Below are 21,741 nucleotides of genomic sequence, written 5' to 3'. Positions count from 1 at the left end.
AGAACACACCATGTCTGTGACTATTTATCATAATCCGCGTTGTTCAAAATCGCGTGAAACACTTGCGCTATTAGAAAGCAATAACGTACAACCAAGTGTTGTTGAATACCTAAAAACTCCGCTTAGTGAACAGCAAATTGCGACTTTAATTAACCAACTTGGCTTTACCTCTGCCCGTGAATTAATGCGCACGAAAGAAGACATCTACAAAGAACTTGAACTTAAGAACGAACAAAACGAAGACAAGTTAATTGCAGCGATGGTTGCAAACCCTAAACTCATCGAGCGCCCTATTGTTGAGCACAATGGTAAAGCAGCCCTTGGTCGTCCGCCAGAAAACGTATTAAGCGTACTTTAATGGCTATAAACATTGTTGTGCTATATCACTCAAGCCATGGCTCTGTAGAAGCTATGGCCCATGAGATAGCCGAGTCGATTGAGCAACAAGGTGCTACAGCCTTGCTGCGCACATTTGTAAAGCGACAGCCACACGATATTGTGATCAGCAAAGATGATCTTATTAATTGTGATGGCTTGGCCTTTGGCACCCCTACGCGATTTGGCATGATGGCCTCACAAGCAAAAAGCTTCTGGGAAACCACCAGTGATCTGTGGCTTAAAGGTCAGCTGATAGATAAACCAGCTTGTGTTTTTTCGTCATCAAGCAGTATGCATGGTGGTAACGAAGCCACCTTGTTGAATCTATCATTACCACTGTTACATCACGGCATGATGTTGCTAGGTGTGCCTTATGAGGTGCCTGAATTACTTGCAACTGAAACCGGCGGTACGCCATACGGTGCAACTCATGTGGCCGGTAGCAATAACAGCAATGTATTAAGTAAAGACGAAATTAAAATTTGCCAAAGCGTTGGAAAACGCTTGGCACTGATTGCGAGTAAATTAAAATGAGCTTGGAACCTGAGCTGAATCAGCCTGTTGCCAAAAAACCAATTACAAAACGATTCCAACGTTTTGCGCTGATTGGCTATATCGGCTTATTAGTTTTAATGCCAATTTGGCTGTTTTTAATTGCCCCAAGAGAAGGCCACAGTAACGCCTTTATCTTTGTTGTATATATACTGCCTCTGCTGTTACCACTTAAGGGCATCATTCAAGATAAACCTTATACCTATGCGTGGGCGAACTTTATCGTAATGTTCTATTTCATCCATGGTTTTACATTACTATGGGTCGCACAAGAGCAGCTGATTTGGGTATTACTTGAGTTAACTTTTGCCAGTCTGATGTTTATTGGCTGCACCTATTATGCACGCCATCGTGGACAAGAACTTGGCCTTAAGATACGTAAATTAAAAGAAGAGCTGGCTGAAGAAAAAGCGGCACATGAGCACGACAAATAAACACGTTTGTTTTGCAAAAATGAAATAAAAAACGGCAACCTAGGTTGCCGTTTTTTATGTCACTTGATATAGCTTTTATGTCATCACACCAACTCAGCTAAGGTGGCTAGCGCGACAATACTTGCTAGACCCACTTGGCCAATTAAGCTAAACAATGAGAACAGTCTTAATATAAACAGCCCCCATGGATGACGGATATGCGGGTAAAGTGCACAGCGTTTCAAGCTTGTAGCAAAGAAAAAACATAAGATCGAAACCAGCGTAAAGCTCAGCGTTAATTCGCTTTTAATGGCAATACTGTCATCAAAAAAGAAGAACAACTGCACAGGTAATAACAAGGTTACAATCGCGTGTAGTAAGTGCACTTTTTTAACGCGATCAAACTGCCCTTCTGGCGAAAGCTCTTTAATGCCGAAGTCATGCTCAAGGCACTTCACTAAGTTATCTGCTTTAATGCTTACTGCTAATCGGTAGCAACTTAAACCGTCGTTGTTACGCACTCTAAAGTCATAACCCGCTTTTAAAAGCAACACGAGTAAAGGTCCATTCTCGGCTAATACAGCGTAATGTAATGCTGTATTCCCTTTGTTGTCTCGGGCTTTTTTATCTTGATGCTCAAGTATAGTCTCAACAACATTCACATAGCCTTTTTCGGTCGCCCACATAAAGGCTGTTTTACCGTTTTCGTCAGCTAATGCACCGGTTGCACCTTGCTCAATAAAACGTTTTGCCATGGTTTGTTTAGCATTTTCATGACTTAAATGAGCAAGTAAAGCTTGTTCAAGTAACGAGGCCGAATCAACATCCGGAGACACCAGTTTCAACAAGGTAAAGTAATCTTCACCATGGGCAACTTTTTCGGCCGCTAGCACTGTTAGTGGTTCAAGATCAGCCACAGAGTCAGGGATAAAACCACTAAAACGATCTCTAAAATCAACTTCGGTCCACAGCTCTAAAACATCGTCCGCAGACATTTTTGCACCGTGGTTAAGAACATGTTCAATCACAGTAAAATAGCGACGATTAAATAACTGATGGATGAGTGTAATAGGTGTTTTAACGGCTGATTGAGCGAATGCGCTGGCGTATTTCTCTAAGCGCTGGCACAACATTAAAACAAGACTTTCTGGTGTGTAGTCATTTTCTAAAAAGTGCGCTTTCATAGCATTAATATAATGCAACGCCGCTTCATCAAACTCAGAAATATGTTGGAAATAGCACTCTTCAAACGGTTCAAGAGGAGTCAACCAAGTAAGATAATAAATCGGCGGAAGAACCGTCGTACACACACCGTCATCTTCATTAGTAGAACGACATGCCGGCCAAGCTTCTAAAGCATCTAAAATATAGGCCCCGTTTTGCTCAGCTAATCCTTTGATCAGTAACGGGTATTCCTTTGGCCAAATCAGTACATTTTCCATTAAAAAAACACAACTCCGCTGCACATTATTCGATGTCTTATTAAGCAATTAGTTATAGCAAAATTTAACTGACAGTTTGCTTAATATTGCGACCAATAACACAGTATCTGAACAGATACTTTGGTAAACAAGAAAAGTAGCATGATTCTACCACAGAGGCTTACAGGTGCTAGCGCAAAGTAGGTGATTTTTAAAGAAAATAGAAAAGCAGCGGCACATGGACGGTACTCACTGCTTGGTTGGAGACTGAAAGTAGCTAAAATGCCCGATGAGGTGAAGTTAATCGAGCATTTGGGCTAACTTACTTACTTGCTAATTCGTGTGTTACTTCATCAATGCCAACTTGGCTGATGCGTTGTAAAACTTCCTTTTGCTTCGCGCTTAACAGTGAGATGCCTTCAGCAACGATATCGTATACTTTCCACTGCTTATCTTTGCCTTGACGTAATTTAAAGTGCAAATCAATGGCTGGTGCGTTGTCATCAACAATTTGCGTTTTAACGGTTGCATAACCGTCGTCGATGAGTTGTGATTGGTCAAAAATAACTTTTTGGCCTGTGTATTTCATCAGCGCGCCAGCGTAAGTGACAGTTAAGTAATGCTCAACTGCTGCTATAAAATCAACAGCTTGCTCACGACGTAAGCCCTTAATGTGCTTACCTAAAAGCTTATACGATACAAACTTAATGTCCATGTGTGGCAATAAGCGTTTTTCAACAATGCTTGCCATCGCTTCTGAACTTGCATCACCTTTCGCATTCACATTTGCAATATCAACAAATAAATCTGCTGTGACTGACTCTAATAATTGCTTAGGCGAACTGTCTTCGCTGGCAAAAGTAGATGCAGTAAAAAGAGCTGCAATTAGCAAAAATGAGTTAACTAGTTTGGTCATCGTATTCACCTCTTAACGAAAATTTTCGCTAATATACCGATAATAAATCCACAAAAAAAGAAACAATCCGACACCGTTTTAATGCCAATTAAGCACCAATCAATTTTCCCCATAGTTTTCAGTTAATTGCTAAAAAATATGAGAATGTGCACAGCGTCTGTGTATTTACGCACATTGAAAAGCCCTCCCCCTCGCCCTTATCTACTTGCTCACAGTCATAATGAGAAGTACCGAGATGAAACTAAAACGCCCATTAAAAGCACTAATGTTAAGTGCAGCTGCACTCTTAGCAGCACCCATTTATGCCGCTTCAAATCATGGTTATGCCATTGATTACATTCAAGGGGAAGGAGATGTAAAAGGTTTAAAATTGGCTTATCAATATCATATACCCAATGAAATGTTGCCCTTGCAACACGCCCGTCTTTACTTCGAATCAAGCTTTAATATTTGGGAATATGGTAAACATAACAAACATCAAACCAATGTAGTGTTAGCCATGTCTCCAGTGATCCAATACCCTGTATTCAACGTGAAAAGCATGCCTGTGTATGTGGAGTTTGGCATTGGCGTTTCCCTGTTAGATGACACCCATTTTGCCGGCAAAAATGTCAGTACTCACTATCAGTTTGAAGATAGGCTGGGTTTAGTTGCTGACTTAGGGGGTGGCTCTACGTTAGCACTAAGATATTTACATTACTCCAATGCTGGCTTTAAAAGCCCGAACCCCGGCCTTGATTTCATTTCTTTTTCTTATGCTAGACGGTTTTAAGTGCTACTATGAAAGCCATGTATAACTGCAGGATTTAAAAATGGAAACATGGCAAATTATTGCGGTCATTGTCGTTGTATTTGGGGTGGTTATTGGCAATTTATTGCTGCTAAAACATGCGGCGAAAATGGATTTCAAACTACCAAAAACAGATGATGAAAAAGATAAAAAAAGCCCTGATAAATGATCAGGGCTTTTTCGTTGTAAGTTTAAATTTATCTTACACTAACCAATGCGCCATTAAGACAATCACCGGTAATGTCACTAAGGTTCTCAAAATAAAGATTAAAAACAACTCAACAATATTCACCGGAATTTTGCTACCTAAAAGCAATGCACCTACTTCTGACATATAAATCAATTGAGTCACACTCATTGCAGCAATAATAAAGCGCGTCACATCACTTTCAATGCTACCCGCTGCAAGAATTGACGGAATAAACATATCAGCAAAGCCGACCATAATTGTTTGCGAAGCAGCCTCAGCTTCTGGTACTTGTAGTAACTCTAAGAATGGTACAAATGGCTTGCCCATGTACTCAAAAATTGGCGTATATTCAGCAATGATCAAAGCAAATGTGCCCACAGCCATAACCACAGGTAATACTGCAAATACCATATCAAATGCGTTATGTAAGCCTTCTTTTAGTGTGCCGCCTACTCCAGGTGCAGTGCGCGCTTTTGCCAATGCAACATCAAGTGAATGGGCAACCAATGTTTTACCCTCAGGCACTGACTCAGCATCTTTATCAGGCTCTGTACCATCTACATAGAGGTCTTTTTTGAAGCGCAGTGGAGGTAAACGAGGCACAATTAATGCTGCTGCTAAACCCGCTAAACACACAGTTAAATAGAAAGGTGCGAAAAGGTGCTCAAGCTTTACTTGGCCTATAACAACTAAACAAAAAGTGATTGATACAGCAGAGAATGTGGTACCAATAATAGCCGCTTCTCGTTGCGTATAATGTTTATCTTCATACTGGCGAGCGGTCATCAAAATACCCACACTGCCATCGCCTAACCATGATGCCACACAGTTAACCGCACTGCGGCCTGGCACACCAAAAAGCGGACGCATCACTTTAGTTAATAAGGTACCGACTAATTCTAACAAGCCGAAATTTAGTAATAACGGTAATAGTAATCCCGCTAAAATAAATACAGAGAATAATACTGGCAGTAAGTCGTTGAGTACCAACGCCCCCGTATTACCGGAAATAATCATTTCTGGCCCTTGCTTTGTGTAGGTCAGAACGATAAATACCATGCCCAGTAATCGAACACTCAGCCAAAGCCAACTAACATCAAATAAATGCTTAATTATAAAGAACTTAAGTAATGGTTGTGGCTTAAATAGCTTTATCACTAAAGATAAAATACCGGTGATGCAGACAATACTGGTGATCAAACCCAATGCGAATGGGGCAATCCACTCCTGTACTGCTTTTGCCATAACAGCAATCGGAATGGTCATTGCTTCACCTATGGGTACCGGCGTCATAAATAAGAAGACACCTATAAGTGAAGGAACGAAAAAGGTAAACAAGGTTCGCAAGTCACTGCGATTTGCTGTGTTTAAGTTAGACATATTTTCAACCTGTAAAAACCACAAAAAGAGCGGCTAAGCTCTTTTTGTGGTGGTTTTAACTTTTTTAATTATTAAATATTGATACCGCGCTGACGCAGTGCATTTTCTAATGCTTGCTGGAGGTCATTCATTGTACCAGGCTCTAATGTCGAACCTTCAGAGTCCATCCACGTTAAACTTGTACCGCCATCATTGGTGCGGCTAACAAGAATTTGGTATTGGCCATCTTCAATTGGCAGCTCAGCTAACTCTTCGCCCCAAATTGAATCCCATACGCTTGACTCAGGCTTTTTGTAATCAGCCGTGATCAAACCACGTTCTTGGTCAATTTCTACAATAGTGAAAGATAGACGCTCTAAGAAACCAGAGAAACGATCAAACACCATGTTGTAATCTTGCTCAGTAACCAGTGCTGCATTACCTTTGTTATCAAAGCCCATTTCTAAAGAAATAATGCCTTGTTGTTTGCGCATTTCAACTTCAAGCTGACGATAACGGTAATCAAACTCTGCAATCACTTGATTTAATGCGCGTACTTCTAGTTGTTGTTGAAGTAACGGCGTTAGCGGTACAGAATCGCTCTTATAATCGGCAAGCTTAGACGTTAATGAGGCTGTACGTTGATGTGACTTTTCTTCAATTGTGAAGATGAAGCGCTGTTGAGATACTTCTGTTTCGGTTTCCCAGAACCAACCTTCTTCAGGTTTAATAATGGCATACCAACCTGTTTCAATTGAATTTGAAGCTTTGTCTTCTTTTAAAGCGGCGGTATTTTTTTCAGCTAAAACGGCTTTGATAGAGTCCCAGATAAAGACATCTAAATCTTCTATACCATCGTTTTTATCAAAATAAACACGCGCTTCTGTGTCACCTTCTTCAACCCAAGTACCTTGAGCAATAGTAATCACTTGCGCTGGCGGACGATAGTTTTTAGCTTCAGGATTGTTGTCGTATTGCGCAACATCCATTTTATAAGTTGGATCTTGAGCTGGTTGCGCTAACCCTGCTGGTGCTTTCACCGCATCATTAGCACGATAATTACGTTTGTGGTGCGCTTCATCGGTGAATACACCGCACCCAGTTAAACTTACCATTACGCTTACAGCAAGCGCCTTTGAGATCCAATACTGCACAGATATTTCTCCTTAGCAAACCCTTAATTTTTTTAACAAATGTATGAGTGGGTAATGCCGATTTGGTTCACTGTAAAATCACTTTTAACTTTACATTTATTGTTTTTATGCAAAAAACCCGAATAGATTGGGCTAGCGTAACGTGTTTGAATGCTTATCGCCTTGCAAAATTTTAACTATGGTACTTTCTGATGCCCCTAAAAACAAGAAAGAGCGTACTTTATTCACGGCTTAATTAATCGCCGCTATCGTTAACGGTGCAAATTATGTTAAACTTCGCCGCCGTGCGTTATTAAACTCACGTGAAATCAAAGCTTATTCAAGCTTATATCCATTGGTATTGTTAATTACTAGGTATTTAAAATTCCATGACTGCTTTTACAAATCATCAGATAGTGCTCACTGCGATTGGCGAAGATAGACCCGGTATCGTTAGCGAATTGACTCAGTTAGTGAGTGATTGCCATTGCAATATAATTGACAGTCGCATTGCTATTTTGGGCAACGAATTTACCTTTATCATGCTATTAGCAGGTGACATGTCGGCTATTAGCCGCATTGAACACACATTGCCAACTAAAGGTATGGAACTTGGTCTTTTAACCATGATGAAACGCACTGCAAGTCATGTTGCATGTGAATTTTGTGCCGGTTACACCCTCGAATACACAGGTATTGATACACCTGGAACATTAAGTAAAGTTACGCGCTTTTTTGCTGATAACCACATTAGTATTTGTTCTCTTAAGTCAGACACCTACGATGAAGATGACGAGCTTAAAATGCGCTGTGAACTCGAGTTTAATATTCCTGTTGAAGTCGATATCGATAACTTTAAAGTGAGCTTTGAAGATCTTTCTCGTAGTTTGAACGTAGATTATATTTTCAGACGCATTCGCTAAGGAGCAAAGCATGAAAACAATTAATCCATTACAAGCAGGCGATACAGCCCCTGCTTTTAGCTTACAAAATCAGAATGACGAAACTATCGTACTCGCTGATCTTTTAAAAGAGCAGCAAGTACTGGTTTATTTCTACCCTAAAGCGTCAACGCCAGGTTGTACTGTACAAGCAGAGAACTTACGTGATGAAAAAGCTGAGCTTGCTAAATTAAATACGCGTGTTGTGGGTATCAGCCCAGATCCAATCAAGCGTTTAAAGAATTTTGAAACCAAAAAAGAGCTTAACTTTGATTTATTAGCCGACGAAGATCACGCGATTGCTGATGCCTTTGGTATTTGGGGCTATAAGAAGTTTATGGGCAAAGAATACGAAGGAATTCATCGTATTAGCTTCCTTGTAGGCCAAGACGGTAAAATCAAACATGTGTTTGATAAGTTCAAAACCAAAGACCATCATCAGGTGGTGTTGGACTATTTAGCGCAGAATTGATAGTTACGAGTTACGAGTTACGAGTTACGAGTTACGAGTTACGAGAACATAGTAAAAAAGCGTTGCCATAGTGCAACGCTTTTTTGTTTTAAAGGCTACTGACTCAATTGACAAACTTTTATAAATAGCAGATAAAATAGGAACACGCGCTGCGTTTTAAACGACACGATTAAATAACTTCCTAAAAATAATAAAAACAAGGATGTAAAATGATTATTGAAATTTTAATCTCTCCTTGCTGCCAAAAAGTTATTGTTAGAATAGATAGTTTAATTTCAGAGTAAAAAAGTTGCCTTTTTAAGTTGCAATATTGCTAAATTTCATTGAAGGGCTCTTCAAAAATAAAAGCTCCTCCTTCTAAAATTTCTAAATCAAAATACATTTCTGCTTTAACTTGCACCATAGGCTCATTTAAGTCATTTAATGATATAAATAATGGAGAATGCCTTTGTGAGCAAAGATTTTTTGTTATTTTAAGTTTAACTTTCGAACAATCTACTAACAGATGACTATCAGCACTAATTGCTAAGATATTTTTATGTTTTTCATTTTCCCAGAACATTGTTCTGCTCCGTTTAAACCCAAGCAGTTTTAAGTTCTCTTGCGTTGAAAAATATAGAGCGGGAGTTTCTTCGGGTAGTATAATTTTTTCCTGTTGTTGATTTTTAACAAAAGATAAGCATGTTCTGTACAGCATTGTAATAAATCTAGTGTGATTAAGCTGACTCATGTTTGGTGAGTAGGCATTAAAGCTACATCCTGTTATCAAGTTTTCTCTCTTAACTGAGTATTTTGAAAGCAAAAGCTTGTTCTTGGCTACCTCATGGCTATATTCAATATCAATTACATTACCCAAGCTAATAGTGTTTTCCCAACCTTTTTCAATAGACTCTTGAAGTTCGTGCCATTTCTCTCCACTAATCTTAGAGTGAGTTATGAATCTCAATTTCCGCTTTTCTAAGTTTTGTATAGATTTTCTAAGGTTGTTACAAACATTGGTAACGTGAGGGTTCCAGCACCTGAGGCTTCTAATGTACCTCTCTTGTTTCAAGAGAGATTCCAAAATATCAAGCTGCGTTGAAAGCTCGCTAAACTGACCTGACGTATAAATTAATTTAGGTTCTTCACCTTGCTCAGCAAAAAAGCATAATTGAAACAGGAACGCTCTGTAAGCGTAAGTTTTTATTGCATGCCTTTCTTTGAATCTCCAATAGTGTTCGATTTGCTGATAATCAACAAAGATAAGATTTGTTAATTCATTTGAACTATGCGCTAAAAGCGTTTCTCCGCAGTAATTTGCATCAGCTTCTTTTGGTTGCTTCCAATACAAGCATTCATAGAACTCAACCCACCTTTGATAATATGCAAGCCTAGCAGTGACATCCCACCCCATTCTTTTAACAAGCTTAAAGTGTATACGTTCAAAGATTTCGTCAATTTTTATTATTGATAGAATAGTTCTTAGCTGTAGTTCATTAAGAGGCTTCGATGTTGAACTATTCTTATATTTTTCAAAAGCCTCACCGTTAGATAATGAACTTATTTTATTTATTATTTCATCAACACTATCTATGCTGAAGTTTATTTTGTTAAAGTCTATCCAAAAGTTGCTTACCCATTTTATTTCTTCATCTAGCATGTGGGAGTAGTAGGATTGCTGCTCTTGCCCAAAACTCACAGCATCTGAAATATTTTTTATAAAAGTAATGACCTTATGCGGATGAGATTTAGCTATTATGTCAAAAATATCTATGGCTAATTTATGAAATTCCTGTAACCCATCAGTTGAAGTTTTTAAATCAAGTTTATCTGATGCATAAAATAGGTAATGAAACCATTCACATTCAAGAATTAAGTCAATACCGTTTGTTGTCTGATAACCTTGCCAGCGAGCTAACTGATAAAGATCTAATACCCAACATATTTTTGAACTTGTTTCATCGCGGAATGATTCTGATGTAATTAATTGGCGCTCTGGATTATATACAATCCAAGACATAACATCTGCTATTAGGCGTTGAGTATGAAAAGACATGGCGATGTCTTCGTTTTTTCTAGCGTGCCGAACAAGTCTTAATAGCGTATTCCAATAATTTTTTATAACAGCTAAGTCATTAGCTGAGAGCTTGACCGCTTTTATTTGCCTACTACTATCAAACCTAAGACTGATAGTTGCATGAAATTGAGATAGGACTTCTTTAAAATCAAGATCCCAGCTACGTTGTTCTATATTATAAATTAATAATTCTAAACCTGCGTTTATGCTATCAATCTCTGCTAAATTACTTTTTTTTGTTAGTAACGGCTCTAAAAATTTTGTCAGCCAGCTAGTTGAAGACCTCCTATCTATTTGCAAATAATTCTGGATCTGAGTGCTTGACTTAATAGTAATATTATTAAAAAGCCGCCAATAAAAGTAGAAAGTAAACCACATTAATACAATAAATATGATTGGGAGTGATAGCTGTATACATATTATGAACGTATTGTTGAGGTATAAAAAAGAATGTTTATCTGACACAAAGCCTAAGAAAGGTAAGCTTAAGGCTATGTATATAAAAGACAAGACCAATATGGACTTAGGGTTTACCCATTTTCCTCTCGTCAATCGAGTTGATAATAATGCATTGTCGTGTTTATCAGAGTATTGGGCTGAAAACTGAATTGAAAGTGGAATGCCAATAGCTACGAAACCAGCAATAATTGCGTAAGTGTGACCAATAATGGAATGAAATTCCGAAATGAACTTTGTTAGATAGTACAAGTTTTAGTCTTATGTATAATTCCTTTTATCTTCATAGGTTATCAAATCCAAAAAAAATAATCACTCTGCTCTTAGAAATTATAAAGTAGCTTTTCTATTCTTCACTTGGGTTAGGAGTACAGCTTACTTTCTAGGATGGCTTTCATAGCTATGTTACATAGATGGCAATATTGGTGGTGTTACTTTATATGCAAAATGTTAATTGCACACCCAAGAAAATAGCTGCAGACTATGACTCTCAATTAAATGTGCACTTAAATTGGAGTATAAATCAGCATCGTATTGGCTTCCTTGTAGGCCAAGACGGCAACATCAAACATGTGTTTGAGAAGTTCAAAACCAAAGACCATCATCAAGTGGTGTTGGATTATTTAGCGCAGAATTGATAGTTACGAGTTACGAGTTACGAGTTACGAGTTACGAGTTACGAGTTACGAGTTACGAGTTACGAGTTACGAGTTACGAGAACATAGTAAAAAAGCGTTGCCATAGTGCAACGCTTTTTTGTTTTAAAGGCTACTGACTCAATTGACAAACTTTTATAAATAGCAGATAAAATAGGAACACGCGCTGCGCTTTAAACGACACGACTAAATAACTTCCTAAAAATAATAAAAACAAGGATGTAAGATGATTATTGAAATTTTAACTCACACACCACTTTGGGTTTATGGTCTGTTTGTTGGCCTTATTTTTGTTGGTTGGCAACAAACTCGCGAGCGCCATGTAAAGCAGTCCACGTTATTGATACTGCCGCTGGGTATGCTTGCTTTATCATTTTTTGGTGCGACTTCAAGCTTTGGTTATAGCTTAACGATTATGTTGCTCTGGCTAGCTGGCGTTTTGAGCAGTACGATCATTGGTTTATTGCTGTTTTCTGCTTCATCAGCAAGTTATCAAGCCCAAAGCGCGTCTTTCAAAGTACCTGGCAGTTGGTGGCCAATGATATTCATCATGGCTATCTTCTTTACCAAATATACGGTGGGTGTTTTAACAAGTATTAAGCCAGAGCTTTTTGCGAATGCCGCTCTCGTGTTATCACTTGCCGCTTTTTACGGCATCTTATCGGGCACTTTCATCGCCCGAGCAATCAGAGTGTTAAAAGTCAGATCCTCTTAAAAACAAGAGAGCAACTGTAAAGTTCCACATTAGCGCTATATTTAGGATTTGTTTTCATAAGTTAAGGATTTAGATGATTGATACCGATAGAGTTTTTGCAACTCACTTAAATGCAGCATCATCTGGTGTCGTTATCTGGAGTCCTATTAAATCCTTATGGTTTTTATCTAATTTACTAATTGCGATTATCGCAGCTCCTATCTTTTTTACCTTCTCTGCATTTTTTATTTTTTTAATTCTGACGAGTATCACTCTATGCTTTGGTCATTCTTTAGGTATGCATAGACTGTTAATTCATCGCTCTTATGAATGTCCAAAATGGATGGAATACCTGTTTGTGTATTTAGGCGTTTTAGTGGGCATGGCAGGTCCTATAGGTATGTTAAAGCAACATGATTTGCGAGACTGGGCACAAAGACAAACTCATTGCCATGATTACCTACTTCATGGCTCGTCTATTTTTAAAGATGCATGGTGGCAATTAAATTGCGAACTAAAACTTAAACATCCCCCTCAATTTAATATAGAGCCAGAAGTTCAAGACAATTCGTTTTATCAATTTTTAGAATCAACATGGCTATTACAAGCACTATTAATAGGATTACCTTTGTATTTCATCGGAGGAATTAGCTGGCTTGTGTGGGGACTGTCTGTTCGTGTTGTAGTGTCTGTTGGCGGCCACTGGTTAATTGGTTATTTTGCCCATAATCAGGGTGAACGCAGTTGGTATGTTAAAGGAGCTGCTGTGCAAGGTCATAATATTCGAGTTGCTGGGTTTATGTCCATGGGTGAAGCTTGGCATAATAACCATCACGCTTTTCCTGGCTCAGCTATGTTAGGTCTATATAAAGATGAGCCAGATCCTGGATGGTGGGTGCTAAATGCATTGAATAATTTAGGTTTTGTTTACAATATTAAGCTCCCAGAACATCTCCCACCAAGACAAGAGCTACTTCTTGAGCAGCAAAATTTATCAAATAAAGTTAGGCGATATCCAGAGCAATGTGAAATAGCAAACTTTATAAATAAAGTTCGATAATAATCGAGAAATTCGCAGTCGGAACTAGCCAGATAAACTAGCTAATTCCTAAATATTTATGTACTTGAACCGATAAACGCCAGTTCTTTGCAATACAGGTTTCAATGGCAAGTTTGGTTGCTGAGGTCTTTTGACTAATTGGTTGCAGATACACTAAACGTGGATTCACACCTGTTTTTAAGAATAAATCTTCGAGCTCTTCCACATGCTTTTGCATTGCAACTGGGTGCTTAATTTCATCAGCACGCTGCATAGCACTGCGTAATACGTTGTAGCCACCACGCATATTAATTTTTGGTGATACAGTGACCCATGTCTGCTCTGGGACTAAAATTTCAAATGTGCCGCTGGTTTCAATTTGAGTTGAGTAGCCATTTGCGTGTAGTAGCTCGCACACTGGATTTAGGTCGTACATGCAAGGTTCACCACCGGTGATCACCACATGCTTTGCGTTGTAGCCACGTTCTTTAAATAGCGCTAACACTTGCTCCGCAGTTGCTTCCGCCCAATGATCTGAGTCTGCTTTTTTCTCTACCGTCTCATCAAGTGACACTTTATATACATTATCAACGTCCCATGTTTGTTTTGTATCACACCAAGCACAACCCACAGGGCAGCCTTGTAAACGTAAAAAGATTGAAGGTGTACCCGTAAAACTCGCTTCACCTTGAATTGTTTCAAACACTTCGTTAATTTTGTACAAAAGACATCTCACTTACGACGCAACGGTATAAAATACATACCATCAAAAAAACCAAAAACACGCGCAAAAATTGTTATTTAGGCCCGAGCCGTGTAGTATATCGCGCCCTGAAGTAAACCTCTATCAAAAGTAAGAGCAAAACAGATATGACGCAAAAAGTAGTTGTGATTTATTCCGGCGGTATGGACTCATTTACCGTATTAAATAAAGCCCTGCAACAAGGCCACGAAGTGTATGCCCTGTCTTTCGACTACGGCCAGCGTCATGTTAAAGAGCTTAAAGTAGCCGCTCAAGTATGTGAAAAGTTAGGTGTTTCTCATAAGATTGTTGATATTTCAGCAATCAACCAACTCATTGGTGGTTCATCACTGACTGATGATATCGATGTGCCAGAAGGCCACTACGAAGAAGAAAGCATGAAGAGCACAATTGTGCCTAACCGCAACATGATTTTACTATCACTGGCTGTGGGTTATGCGGTGTCTTTAAAAGCCAGCAAAGTTTATTACGGTGCCCATTCAGGCGATCATGCAATTTATCCAGACTGTCGTCCTGAGTTCGTACAAAAGATGGATGATGTTTGCCGTATTGCCAACTACGATGCTGTTGAGATTTTCAGCCCGTATTTAAACAATACTAAAATCGACATTTTAACAGACGGTTTGAAAATGGGCCTTGATTATAGCCAAACGTGGACCTGTTATAACGGTCGTGACAAAGCCTGTGGTAAATGTGGTGCTTGCCAAGAGCGCTTAGAAGCCTTTGCATTAAATAACGTTACCGACCCTATCGAATACGAATAACCTAATTTAGAATGGGACAGTTTAAGTTTAAAAGGCGAGTTTAACTCGCCTTTTTTGATTGTGTTTGTTGAATCAGATTTAACAGCTCTGCTGTGGCGGTTGCATCAGCTAACGCTCTATGATGATTTGTTAAATTCAATTCAAAATGTGCTGCTAAGTTACCGAGCGAATATGACTTAAGCTTTGGAAATACTTTGCGAGATTCAACTACGGTACAGAGCTTTGGCATTTTAAAGCCTTGCCCGATTGCAGCGTATTCTTTGCGAATAAAGCCGTAATCAAAATTCACATTATGGGCAACAAATACACTGCCTTTTAATAGTGAGCGTAGTGTATCGGCAATCTCTTCAAAGCGTGGCGCATCACGTACCATAGCGGCATTTATCCCAGTTAACTTGGTGATAAAAGCAGGAATACTACGCTCAGGATTGATTAAACTCGCCCATTGGTTGATTACTTCGCCCGCTTGTAACTGCACAACCGCTATTTCGGTAATTTTATTATTACCTTGAACACCACCTGTGGTTTCTATATCCACCACACTGTAAATTCGATTCGGATCATTAAACCAATTTACCGCAACGATATTCACTGCAAAGCCATGTTGTTTTAACACCTCAATACTGACAAGTTGGTTACGTCTTAGTTTGTCGCCAGGGGCTTTCACTTCTTCAAAGGTGAGCTTATCCTCTTTAAGCACCATCAAATCTGGGTAGCCATCTTTAAGCTGCTTAAAGGTTTTTGTCATTTGTAGTAAATGCGCTTTTAAATTTGTCAGCGGGCTGTGTTTTATTAATACCTCTAGCGGCTCTAACATATCGCTGTGCCACATAAACACGCTATTGGGGGCTTCGTAAAACTGCCCTGCGTTTTTGCAGATATATTTATACAAGGCTTCATTGCTAGTGAATTTTGCAAGCTTTTGTTCAATTTGTGTTTGTTGCACTGTGTAAAAACAATCAGCAAGCAACACCTTTGGATATAGATCAAATTCATTACACGGCGGATGCGGCGTCTCTATAAAGAGTTCTTGCCAAAACGTTAAGGTAAAAAGACTCAACCAAAGATTATTTTCAGTAAAAAATACCGTATTGCCAAGCTGTTGATAGTGCTCGCACACTCCTTGCTCAACATCGCCTCGGTAAATGTCATCAACCTCCAATTGATGCTCTGTATTAATGAGCATTTGTGTTAAGCGTGAGCGTTGTTGCTTGTTATATTTACGCTGTAAAAAGTCCTCCGCAAAATACAAAATGCCATCATCAAGTGGGTCTTGAATAACTTGCTCAAGCTTTTGTTCTACCCAGCTTTTATCACCTTGTTTGTAACGCTGGCGAATTGCCAGCTCTTGCGCTTCACTGCTGCCTTCACAGTGCTCAAGTAACTCAAATGCAAATGCTAAGTCATGCTCTTTAAGCTGCTTATATAAGCGGATCAGTAATTTGTTTTTGATACTCTGGGCTAATTCATCTTCTGAGCTAATGGCTAAAAGTGCTTGGGCTAAGTTCTGATACTCTGTGTGTGACTCGCTTTCTTTGAACTGCATTCGCAGCTTATTTAATTGATAATGCGTTTGTGCTTCGGCTAGTGTTTGAAAACGCGATATGCTCTCATTAACATCCCCACGTACTTTTGCAATTCCTAAATCACGCATCACAAAACGATTTTGATGATTGATATCACCGCCACTTAGTCGGCCGCTATGTAAAAACTCAAAATATTCATAAAACTGACTTCGGCTATTGACCACGAACTGACTAAACAACGCCTCTAATTCACTGTGGGTGCGATCAATATGTTCTTTACACAGTTGGGTTAAGCGCTGTTTACTGGCTGACTTTTTGTAATCAGGTTGAGTCGCCATTAACTCATCGTTTGCCAATAAGGTTAACAGGGTTGGTTTTGTTAAATGCTCAAGTAATAGATCTAATTCGTCGCTGCTGGGATGTGCCACCAGCCCTTGCCGTTTTAGCTTAAAAATAGCACCGTGCAGATTAGGGATCTCTTCATAATTTAATGATGACAACGCAACGATTTTTGGCTTTCGAGAATAAATACGCAGTAAAGTACATAAGCTCTGCTCATCCAGCTGAAGGAGTTTTTCAAGAAATAACTGCTGCGCTTCTAAAAGCAAATGCTTGCAATGAGATTGTATAAATTCAGCAAGCTCAAAGAAGTGACTTAAATAATATTTTGCTGGTAATTGTGTTTTCATAGCCAAACCCGACACTGTATATAAATACAGTATCAGGTATTAGCTAATTGATTTCAATGTTTGCGGTTATTTAACTTTTAAAATACCCACAATTGCGCAAATTGCGCCCCCGACCATACCGAGCCAAGCTTCAATTGGTGTATCACCACTAAACGTGCGGCTGATTTGCGCACTTGCAGAGTCATACACGTTATACCCCCATACGGCTAGCGCCACACCAATAACGATTAAAGCAATACCTATAATTTTTCCCATCGTGTTGTTCCTTATTGTTATTAATTTCTTTTTGATAACCTCAGTGTTGCACACATATTAAACGCCTGCAAAGCCTTAAGAAATAATCAAACTAAAGGTTATGTTTTGCCCACTTAACGACACCTGAAGTTCAGCATCAATTGCTTTACTTAACGCTTTGGCAATAGATAAGCCTAACCCAAAGTTATCATTAGAGGTTCTGGCACTGTCTTTTTGCCAGAGTGGATCAAATAACTGGCTCAAATCGTCTTCTGTTAAAGGCACTTTTAATTCATTTGTAACAGTGAATTGCAGCTTATCCTCTTTATTCAATAGTGTGCATACAGTCACAACGCTCTTATCAGGGCTATATTGCTTGGCGTTATTTACAAGGTTGGTGATGATTGATTCAAGGGCAAATAAGTTACTGACAATGGCAGGAATATCATCTTGAAACTCAAACTTAATTCGCTCTAAATCATATTTTTCTAAGATACGTAAAATAACCTGGTTTAAATCACATGCATCTTGCTTTGGGAGTGCTTCATCACTGTACTTATGCAGCAATAATAAGTTCGACACAATGCTCTTTAAGCGCTGGCTAATTTTTAGCACTTCGGGTTTAAAGTCTGCCTCAAACTCCTTTTCATTTGGAAAAAGAATGGCCACTTCAGCCATATTAATAAGCTCAGCAATCGGCGTTTTTAACTCATGAGCAATATCTGAGGTTAAGCGTTTTTCACGAAAATAAAGCTGGCGGTTTTCTTGGATAAAAGCATTTAAGCTATCAACAATAGGTTGCAGCTCTTTAACAGGCTCTTTTATTGTTATCACGGCACTTTTATCCGCGATACTAAGCCTACTAATATCCCGATTTAGTTTATTCAGCGGCGCTAAAGAACTGTCGACTGATTTGCGAACAAAAAGCCGAATAAACACAATGACGGTCACTGTGGTAACAATAAAAATAACGTCAATTAACCACAAAATAAAATCAACTTCTTCAGAAGATGCGGCATAAGCCAAAGTAAGCGTGGTGTGATGTGGTCTACTCACTCCATCATAAAAATTCCTATGTGAGTGCGAGTCAAGTTGCGGCTGAAAACGAGTATAAATGATTCGTCCATCACGACCATCCGGTAGCTGGGTGCTCATTATTTTCGTTTCACCCAATTTTAACTCTTCAAACTTAAGGTTCTTCAACGCAAATAAATTAAGGCTTTGTGAGCGTGTAAACACCCCCTCCTCAGTCCACATCTGAAAATACTCAGGCTCAAGCTGCCCATCAAACTCTGGCATAAATTCACTCGAGAAATTAAAAGCCAACCCTTCTTCATCTTCATGAACCAGCGTCATCAGCATGCCAGCTTTAGAATGTAAGCCTCGATTAAATTCATTATCAACCCAGCTATCAACAGCGATGTCCGTTGCTAATAATATACTTAATACAAGCCCTGTTATTGCTATCGAAAGAGTAACAACCAACTTACTGCGAATTGATTTCATTATTTTCCTTGAATGATATAACCAAAACCACGCTTAGTTTGAATAGGTAACTCGCCACCTGCTGCCCTCACCTTTTTACGCGCTGAGGATAAATGCGCTTCAATAGAGTTTTTTGAAACTAGGTCATATTGACCAGCAATATAGGTACTTAACTTTTCAGCTGTGATCACTTTGTTTTGATTACTAAACAAGCACTCGACTATTTTATATTCGTTAGGAGTTAAATCGATAACGGTCTCGTTAACTTGCAAAAGTTTTAATTGTAAGTTTAAAGCCAAGTTATCAATGCGGATCACATCACTGATTGTTTTCAAGCCGCCGCGACGCATTAAATTTAATAACCTTGCATGCAGCTCATCAAACGAAAATGGTTTGGTCAGGTAATCATCGGCCCCGGTGAGTAGCCCTTTCACTCTATCTTCTGGTTCTTGCTTGGCTGATAAAATAAGCACTCGCACGTCGAGCTGCTTTGTTCTTATGGTTTGTAATAACGTTATGCCATCAATACTGGGTAACATAATGTCGAGTATGATTAATTCGTACTCACCTGTCATTGCCATACTCAACCCTTCAGCGCCATCGCCGGTTTCATCAATAGTAAAACCTAGATTCTCAAGGCCAATTCGTAGACTACGTCTTAATGACACCGAATCTTCTATAATCAACAATTTCATATGTTACTCATTTAGGTAAAAACCGCTTTAGCGTCATCAGCTTACGCTTTGAATCTTAAGATTCACTTAAGATTTACTGAAGTTTTTCTAGTTTAGAAAATATTAAGATTACCATAAGGATTTCTTAAGTTTCGACTCCTAGTATTGCCGTAGTTTCGATTAAGTAAGTACGACTATGACAGCAAAACTCTCTATTTTAAAACCTTTGTTCCGTTTTTCATTAATATTAATGTCAGTATTTATACTGTCGAGAATAGCCTTGCTAGTATGGCAACACCAAAGGTTAGCTGATGGCGATAGCCTAGCCGTTTTATTTGGCGGCTTAAGAGTTGACTTAAGCAGCTTAGGCTACTTGTCAGCCTTGGCTGTTTTAATGTTACTCGCTCATGTGCTTTTGCGCAGCAAAACTGCTTTTTTTCAGCATGTTTTTACTCTTTATAGCAGCATAGTTGTGACTTTAATCGTGGTTGTTGAGGCTTCGACTCCCGCGTTTATTACCCAGTACGATGTACGACCAAATCGTTTATTTGTCGAATACCTAGACTACCCTCAAGAAGTCTTTTCTATGCTATTACATGGCCACCTATTTGCCATGATAAGCACCCTAATTATTGCAACGCTTAGTTGTGTGTTTGCGTATCGTTTTATAAGTGCAGCATTTAGCAAGCAGCAAAATGCTAAAACGGTTAGCCAAGTGGTGATACTCGTTACGACTTTATTAGTTTGCTTAATTAGCGCAAGAGGCACTGTCAGCCATCGCCCGTTAAACCCTGCATTAGTGTACTTTTCAAGTGACTCACTGATTAACTCCTTAGCCCTTAATTCAACTTACAGTGTTGCATTTGCTATTAAGAATATGAGTAATGAAAAAAATGCCAGTAGTTTATACGGTACCATGCCACGTGATGAGATTTTACAAACAGTAAAGCATGCAGCCTATAAACAACAGTTTATCACTGAGAGTATTCCTACCCTTGCCAACAACACACCTTTTAACACAGGCAAACAAAAGAATTTAGTGATCATTTTAGAAGAAAGCTTAGGCGCACGCTTTGTTGGTGAACTAGGTGGCATTGGTGTGACTCCTGAACTAGATAAGCTTTATCAACAAGGCTGGGGATTTGATAACTTATATGCCACTGGCACACGCTCAGTGCGCGGTATCGAAGCGGTAACAACTGGGTTTACCCCATCACCTTCGCGCTCGGTGGTCAAACTTTCTAAATCTCAGCGTAACTTTTTCTCACTTGCTGACGTATTAAGCCGCACAGGCTATACCACCCAGTTTATTTATGGCGGTGAAAGTCATTTCGATAATATGAAAAGCTTTTTCTTAGGCAATGGTTTTAGCGATATTGTAGATATTAATGACATGCAAAACCCTGAGTTTATTTCGTCATGGGGAGCAAGCGACGAAGACTTGTTCAATCAAGCTGATAAAGAGCTAAGTGAGCTAAATAAATCAGGCAAACCATTTTTCAGCCTTGTGTTTACCTCAAGTAACCACGATCCATTCGATATTCCAGAAGGTAAAGTAACACTGCCTGAAGGCCACGACCCAGAAAACTACAAACGTGATCTAGCAATCAAATATGCTGATTATGCTCTTGGTAAATTCATCGCGAAGGCAAAAACGCAAGATTACTGGCAAGACACCGTCTTTTTAGTGGTTGCAGATCATGATGTGCGCGTGTTTGGTTCAGAGCCTGTGCCGCTTAAATCATTCCACATCCCTGCTGTGATCCTTAATAGTGATATGGATGCAAAGCGCGATACTCGCTTAGTCAGCCAAATTGATTTACCTGTTACTTTGTTGTCGTTATTAGGCGTTGAGCAAGCAACCCCTATGCTTGGTTATGATTTAACGAAACAATACCCTGTTGAGCGCGCCATGATGCAGTACTACGACAACTTTGCTTACGTAGAAAATGGTGAAGCCGTGATCCTGATGCCAAACCAAAAAGTGAGCTATTGGCGCTATGACCCTGCAAGTAAAACGCAAGTAGCTATCGATAACACAGATAGCAGCGTTGAGCTTGCCAAAAAAGCATTAGCGCACGTCTTATTTAGCAATTTAGCTTATACCGAACAGTTGTATCGCTTACCAAATAAATCGTAG

Annotated in this window: 21 protein-coding genes and 1 pseudogene; 12 read left to right on the top strand and 10 right to left on the bottom strand. The window is 39.1% G+C overall.

Features of this window, described 5'->3' with window-relative positions; all coding sequences use genetic code 11:
• Positions 1-10: 10 nt before the first annotated feature.
• The 3 genes from arsC to NH153_RS19360 are packed head-to-tail and all read left to right on the top strand — an operon-like array spanning position 11 to position 1,364.
• Positions 11-358, top strand: a complete 348-nt coding sequence (gene arsC / locus NH153_RS19370) for an arsenate reductase (glutaredoxin) (RefSeq protein ID WP_063706941.1) — start codon at positions 11-13, stop codon at positions 356-358.
• Positions 358-912, top strand: coding sequence for an NAD(P)H:quinone oxidoreductase (wrbA, locus tag NH153_RS19365; RefSeq protein WP_063706939.1), 555 nt, complete (start codon positions 358-360; stop codon positions 910-912). Before arsC ends, wrbA begins: the two co-directional genes overlap by 1 nt.
• A complete protein-coding gene (locus NH153_RS19360; RefSeq protein WP_062566939.1) occupies positions 909-1,364 on the top strand; it encodes a DUF2069 domain-containing protein in 456 nt (151 codons plus the stop codon). The genes wrbA and NH153_RS19360 overlap by 4 nt, the downstream gene beginning before the upstream one ends.
• An 83-nt stretch (positions 1,365-1,447) precedes the next feature.
• Here NH153_RS19360 and NH153_RS19355 read toward each other — a convergent pair whose 3' ends face one another.
• On the bottom strand, positions 1,448-2,785 hold the full coding sequence (locus NH153_RS19355) for an ankyrin repeat domain-containing protein (RefSeq protein WP_063706937.1): 1,338 nt from the start codon (positions 2,783-2,785) through the stop codon (positions 1,448-1,450).
• Positions 2,786-3,086: 301 nt separating this feature from the next.
• Positions 3,087-3,680 (bottom strand): MlaC/ttg2D family ABC transporter substrate-binding protein, encoded by a 594-nt coding sequence (locus tag NH153_RS19350; protein ID WP_063706935.1) that lies wholly within the window; start codon positions 3,678-3,680, stop codon positions 3,087-3,089.
• Between the two features lie 235 nt (positions 3,681-3,915).
• Between NH153_RS19350 and NH153_RS19345 the strand changes: the two genes are divergently transcribed.
• On the top strand, positions 3,916-4,452 hold the full coding sequence (locus tag NH153_RS19345; RefSeq protein WP_063706933.1) for an acyloxyacyl hydrolase: 537 nt from the start codon (positions 3,916-3,918) through the stop codon (positions 4,450-4,452).
• Positions 4,453-4,492: 40 nt separating this feature from the next.
• On the top strand, positions 4,493-4,639 hold the full coding sequence (locus NH153_RS21680) for a DUF2897 family protein (RefSeq protein WP_082874112.1): 147 nt from the start codon (positions 4,493-4,495) through the stop codon (positions 4,637-4,639).
• A 33-nt stretch (positions 4,640-4,672) separates the two neighbouring features.
• On the opposite strand, the gene NH153_RS19340 is transcribed toward NH153_RS21680, so the two are convergent.
• Together NH153_RS19340 and bamC are read right to left on the bottom strand one after the other, a co-directional pair.
• On the bottom strand, positions 4,673-6,040 hold the full coding sequence (locus NH153_RS19340; protein ID WP_063706930.1) for a YjiH family protein: 1,368 nt from the start codon (positions 6,038-6,040) through the stop codon (positions 4,673-4,675).
• A gap of 71 nt (positions 6,041-6,111) precedes the next feature.
• Positions 6,112-7,173, bottom strand: coding sequence for an NlpB/DapX family lipoprotein (gene bamC / locus NH153_RS19335; RefSeq protein WP_063706928.1), 1,062 nt, complete (start codon positions 7,171-7,173; stop codon positions 6,112-6,114).
• A gap of 368 nt (positions 7,174-7,541) precedes the next feature.
• On the opposite strand from bamC, the gene NH153_RS19330 reads away from it, so the two are divergent.
• Both NH153_RS19330 and bcp read left to right on the top strand, forming a co-directional pair.
• Positions 7,542-8,075 (top strand): glycine cleavage system transcriptional repressor, encoded by a 534-nt coding sequence (locus tag NH153_RS19330; RefSeq protein WP_063706926.1) that lies wholly within the window; start codon positions 7,542-7,544, stop codon positions 8,073-8,075.
• A gap of 10 nt (positions 8,076-8,085) precedes the next feature.
• Positions 8,086-8,565, top strand: coding sequence for a thioredoxin-dependent thiol peroxidase (bcp, locus tag NH153_RS19325; protein ID WP_055199277.1), 480 nt, complete (start codon positions 8,086-8,088; stop codon positions 8,563-8,565).
• A 313-nt stretch (positions 8,566-8,878) separates the two neighbouring features.
• On the opposite strand, the gene NH153_RS19320 is transcribed toward bcp, so the two are convergent.
• Entirely contained in the window at positions 8,879-11,086 is a 2,208-nt protein-coding gene (locus NH153_RS19320; protein ID WP_138625736.1) for a hypothetical protein, read from the bottom strand.
• Positions 11,087-11,604: 518 nt separating this feature from the next.
• Between NH153_RS19320 and NH153_RS21675 the strand changes: the two are divergent.
• From NH153_RS21675 to NH153_RS19305, 3 genes and pseudogenes are all read left to right on the top strand, one after another.
• A pseudogene (locus NH153_RS21675) lies at positions 11,605-11,715 on the top strand (thioredoxin-dependent thiol peroxidase); the annotation flags it as partial.
• Positions 11,716-11,959: 244 nt separating this feature from the next.
• Positions 11,960-12,448 (top strand): DUF6622 family protein, encoded by a 489-nt coding sequence (locus tag NH153_RS19310; protein WP_063706920.1) that lies wholly within the window; start codon positions 11,960-11,962, stop codon positions 12,446-12,448.
• Between the two features lie 73 nt (positions 12,449-12,521).
• Positions 12,522-13,487: an acyl-CoA desaturase gene (locus tag NH153_RS19305; RefSeq protein WP_063706918.1), complete on the top strand. Its 966-nt coding sequence runs from the start codon at positions 12,522-12,524 to the stop codon at positions 13,485-13,487.
• Positions 13,488-13,524: 37 nt separating this feature from the next.
• Here the strand turns inward: NH153_RS19305 and queE are convergent, their stop codons facing one another.
• On the bottom strand, positions 13,525-14,190 hold the full coding sequence (queE, locus tag NH153_RS19300) for a 7-carboxy-7-deazaguanine synthase QueE (protein WP_063706915.1): 666 nt from the start codon (positions 14,188-14,190) through the stop codon (positions 13,525-13,527).
• Positions 14,191-14,312: 122 nt separating this feature from the next.
• On the opposite strand from queE, the gene queC reads away from it, so the two are divergent.
• Positions 14,313-14,993: a 7-cyano-7-deazaguanine synthase QueC gene (gene queC / locus NH153_RS19295; RefSeq protein WP_267894589.1), complete on the top strand. Its 681-nt coding sequence runs from the start codon at positions 14,313-14,315 to the stop codon at positions 14,991-14,993.
• 40 nt (positions 14,994-15,033) lie between these two features.
• Here the strand turns inward: queC and NH153_RS19290 are convergent, their stop codons facing one another.
• The 4 genes from NH153_RS19290 to NH153_RS19275 form a co-directional block, all read right to left on the bottom strand.
• Positions 15,034-17,208, bottom strand: coding sequence for an exonuclease domain-containing protein (locus tag NH153_RS19290; RefSeq protein WP_063706911.1), 2,175 nt, complete (start codon positions 17,206-17,208; stop codon positions 15,034-15,036).
• A 66-nt stretch (positions 17,209-17,274) separates the two neighbouring features.
• Positions 17,275-17,463 carry a DUF3185 family protein gene (locus NH153_RS19285; RefSeq protein WP_054553751.1) on the bottom strand — a complete coding sequence of 63 codons (189 nt, stop codon included), beginning with the start codon at positions 17,461-17,463 and terminating at the stop codon, positions 17,275-17,277.
• A gap of 75 nt (positions 17,464-17,538) precedes the next feature.
• Positions 17,539-18,948: a sensor histidine kinase gene (locus NH153_RS19280; protein WP_063706909.1), complete on the bottom strand. Its 1,410-nt coding sequence runs from the start codon at positions 18,946-18,948 to the stop codon at positions 17,539-17,541.
• Positions 18,948-19,622, bottom strand: coding sequence for a response regulator transcription factor (locus NH153_RS19275; protein WP_063706907.1), 675 nt, complete (start codon positions 19,620-19,622; stop codon positions 18,948-18,950). Before NH153_RS19275 ends, NH153_RS19280 begins: the two co-directional genes overlap by 1 nt.
• Before the next feature lie 175 nt (positions 19,623-19,797).
• Here NH153_RS19275 and NH153_RS19270 point away from each other — a divergent pair, with 175 nt between their 5' ends.
• Entirely contained in the window at positions 19,798-21,741 is a 1,944-nt protein-coding gene (locus tag NH153_RS19270) for an LTA synthase family protein (protein ID WP_082874111.1), read from the top strand.

The sequence above is a fragment of the Pseudoalteromonas gelatinilytica genome (assembly GCF_001641615.1).
GTDB lineage: Bacteria > Pseudomonadota > Gammaproteobacteria > Enterobacterales > Alteromonadaceae > Pseudoalteromonas > Pseudoalteromonas gelatinilytica.
Note: the sequence above shows the minus strand (reverse complement) of the source record. Positions and strands in the feature narration are given on the sequence as shown.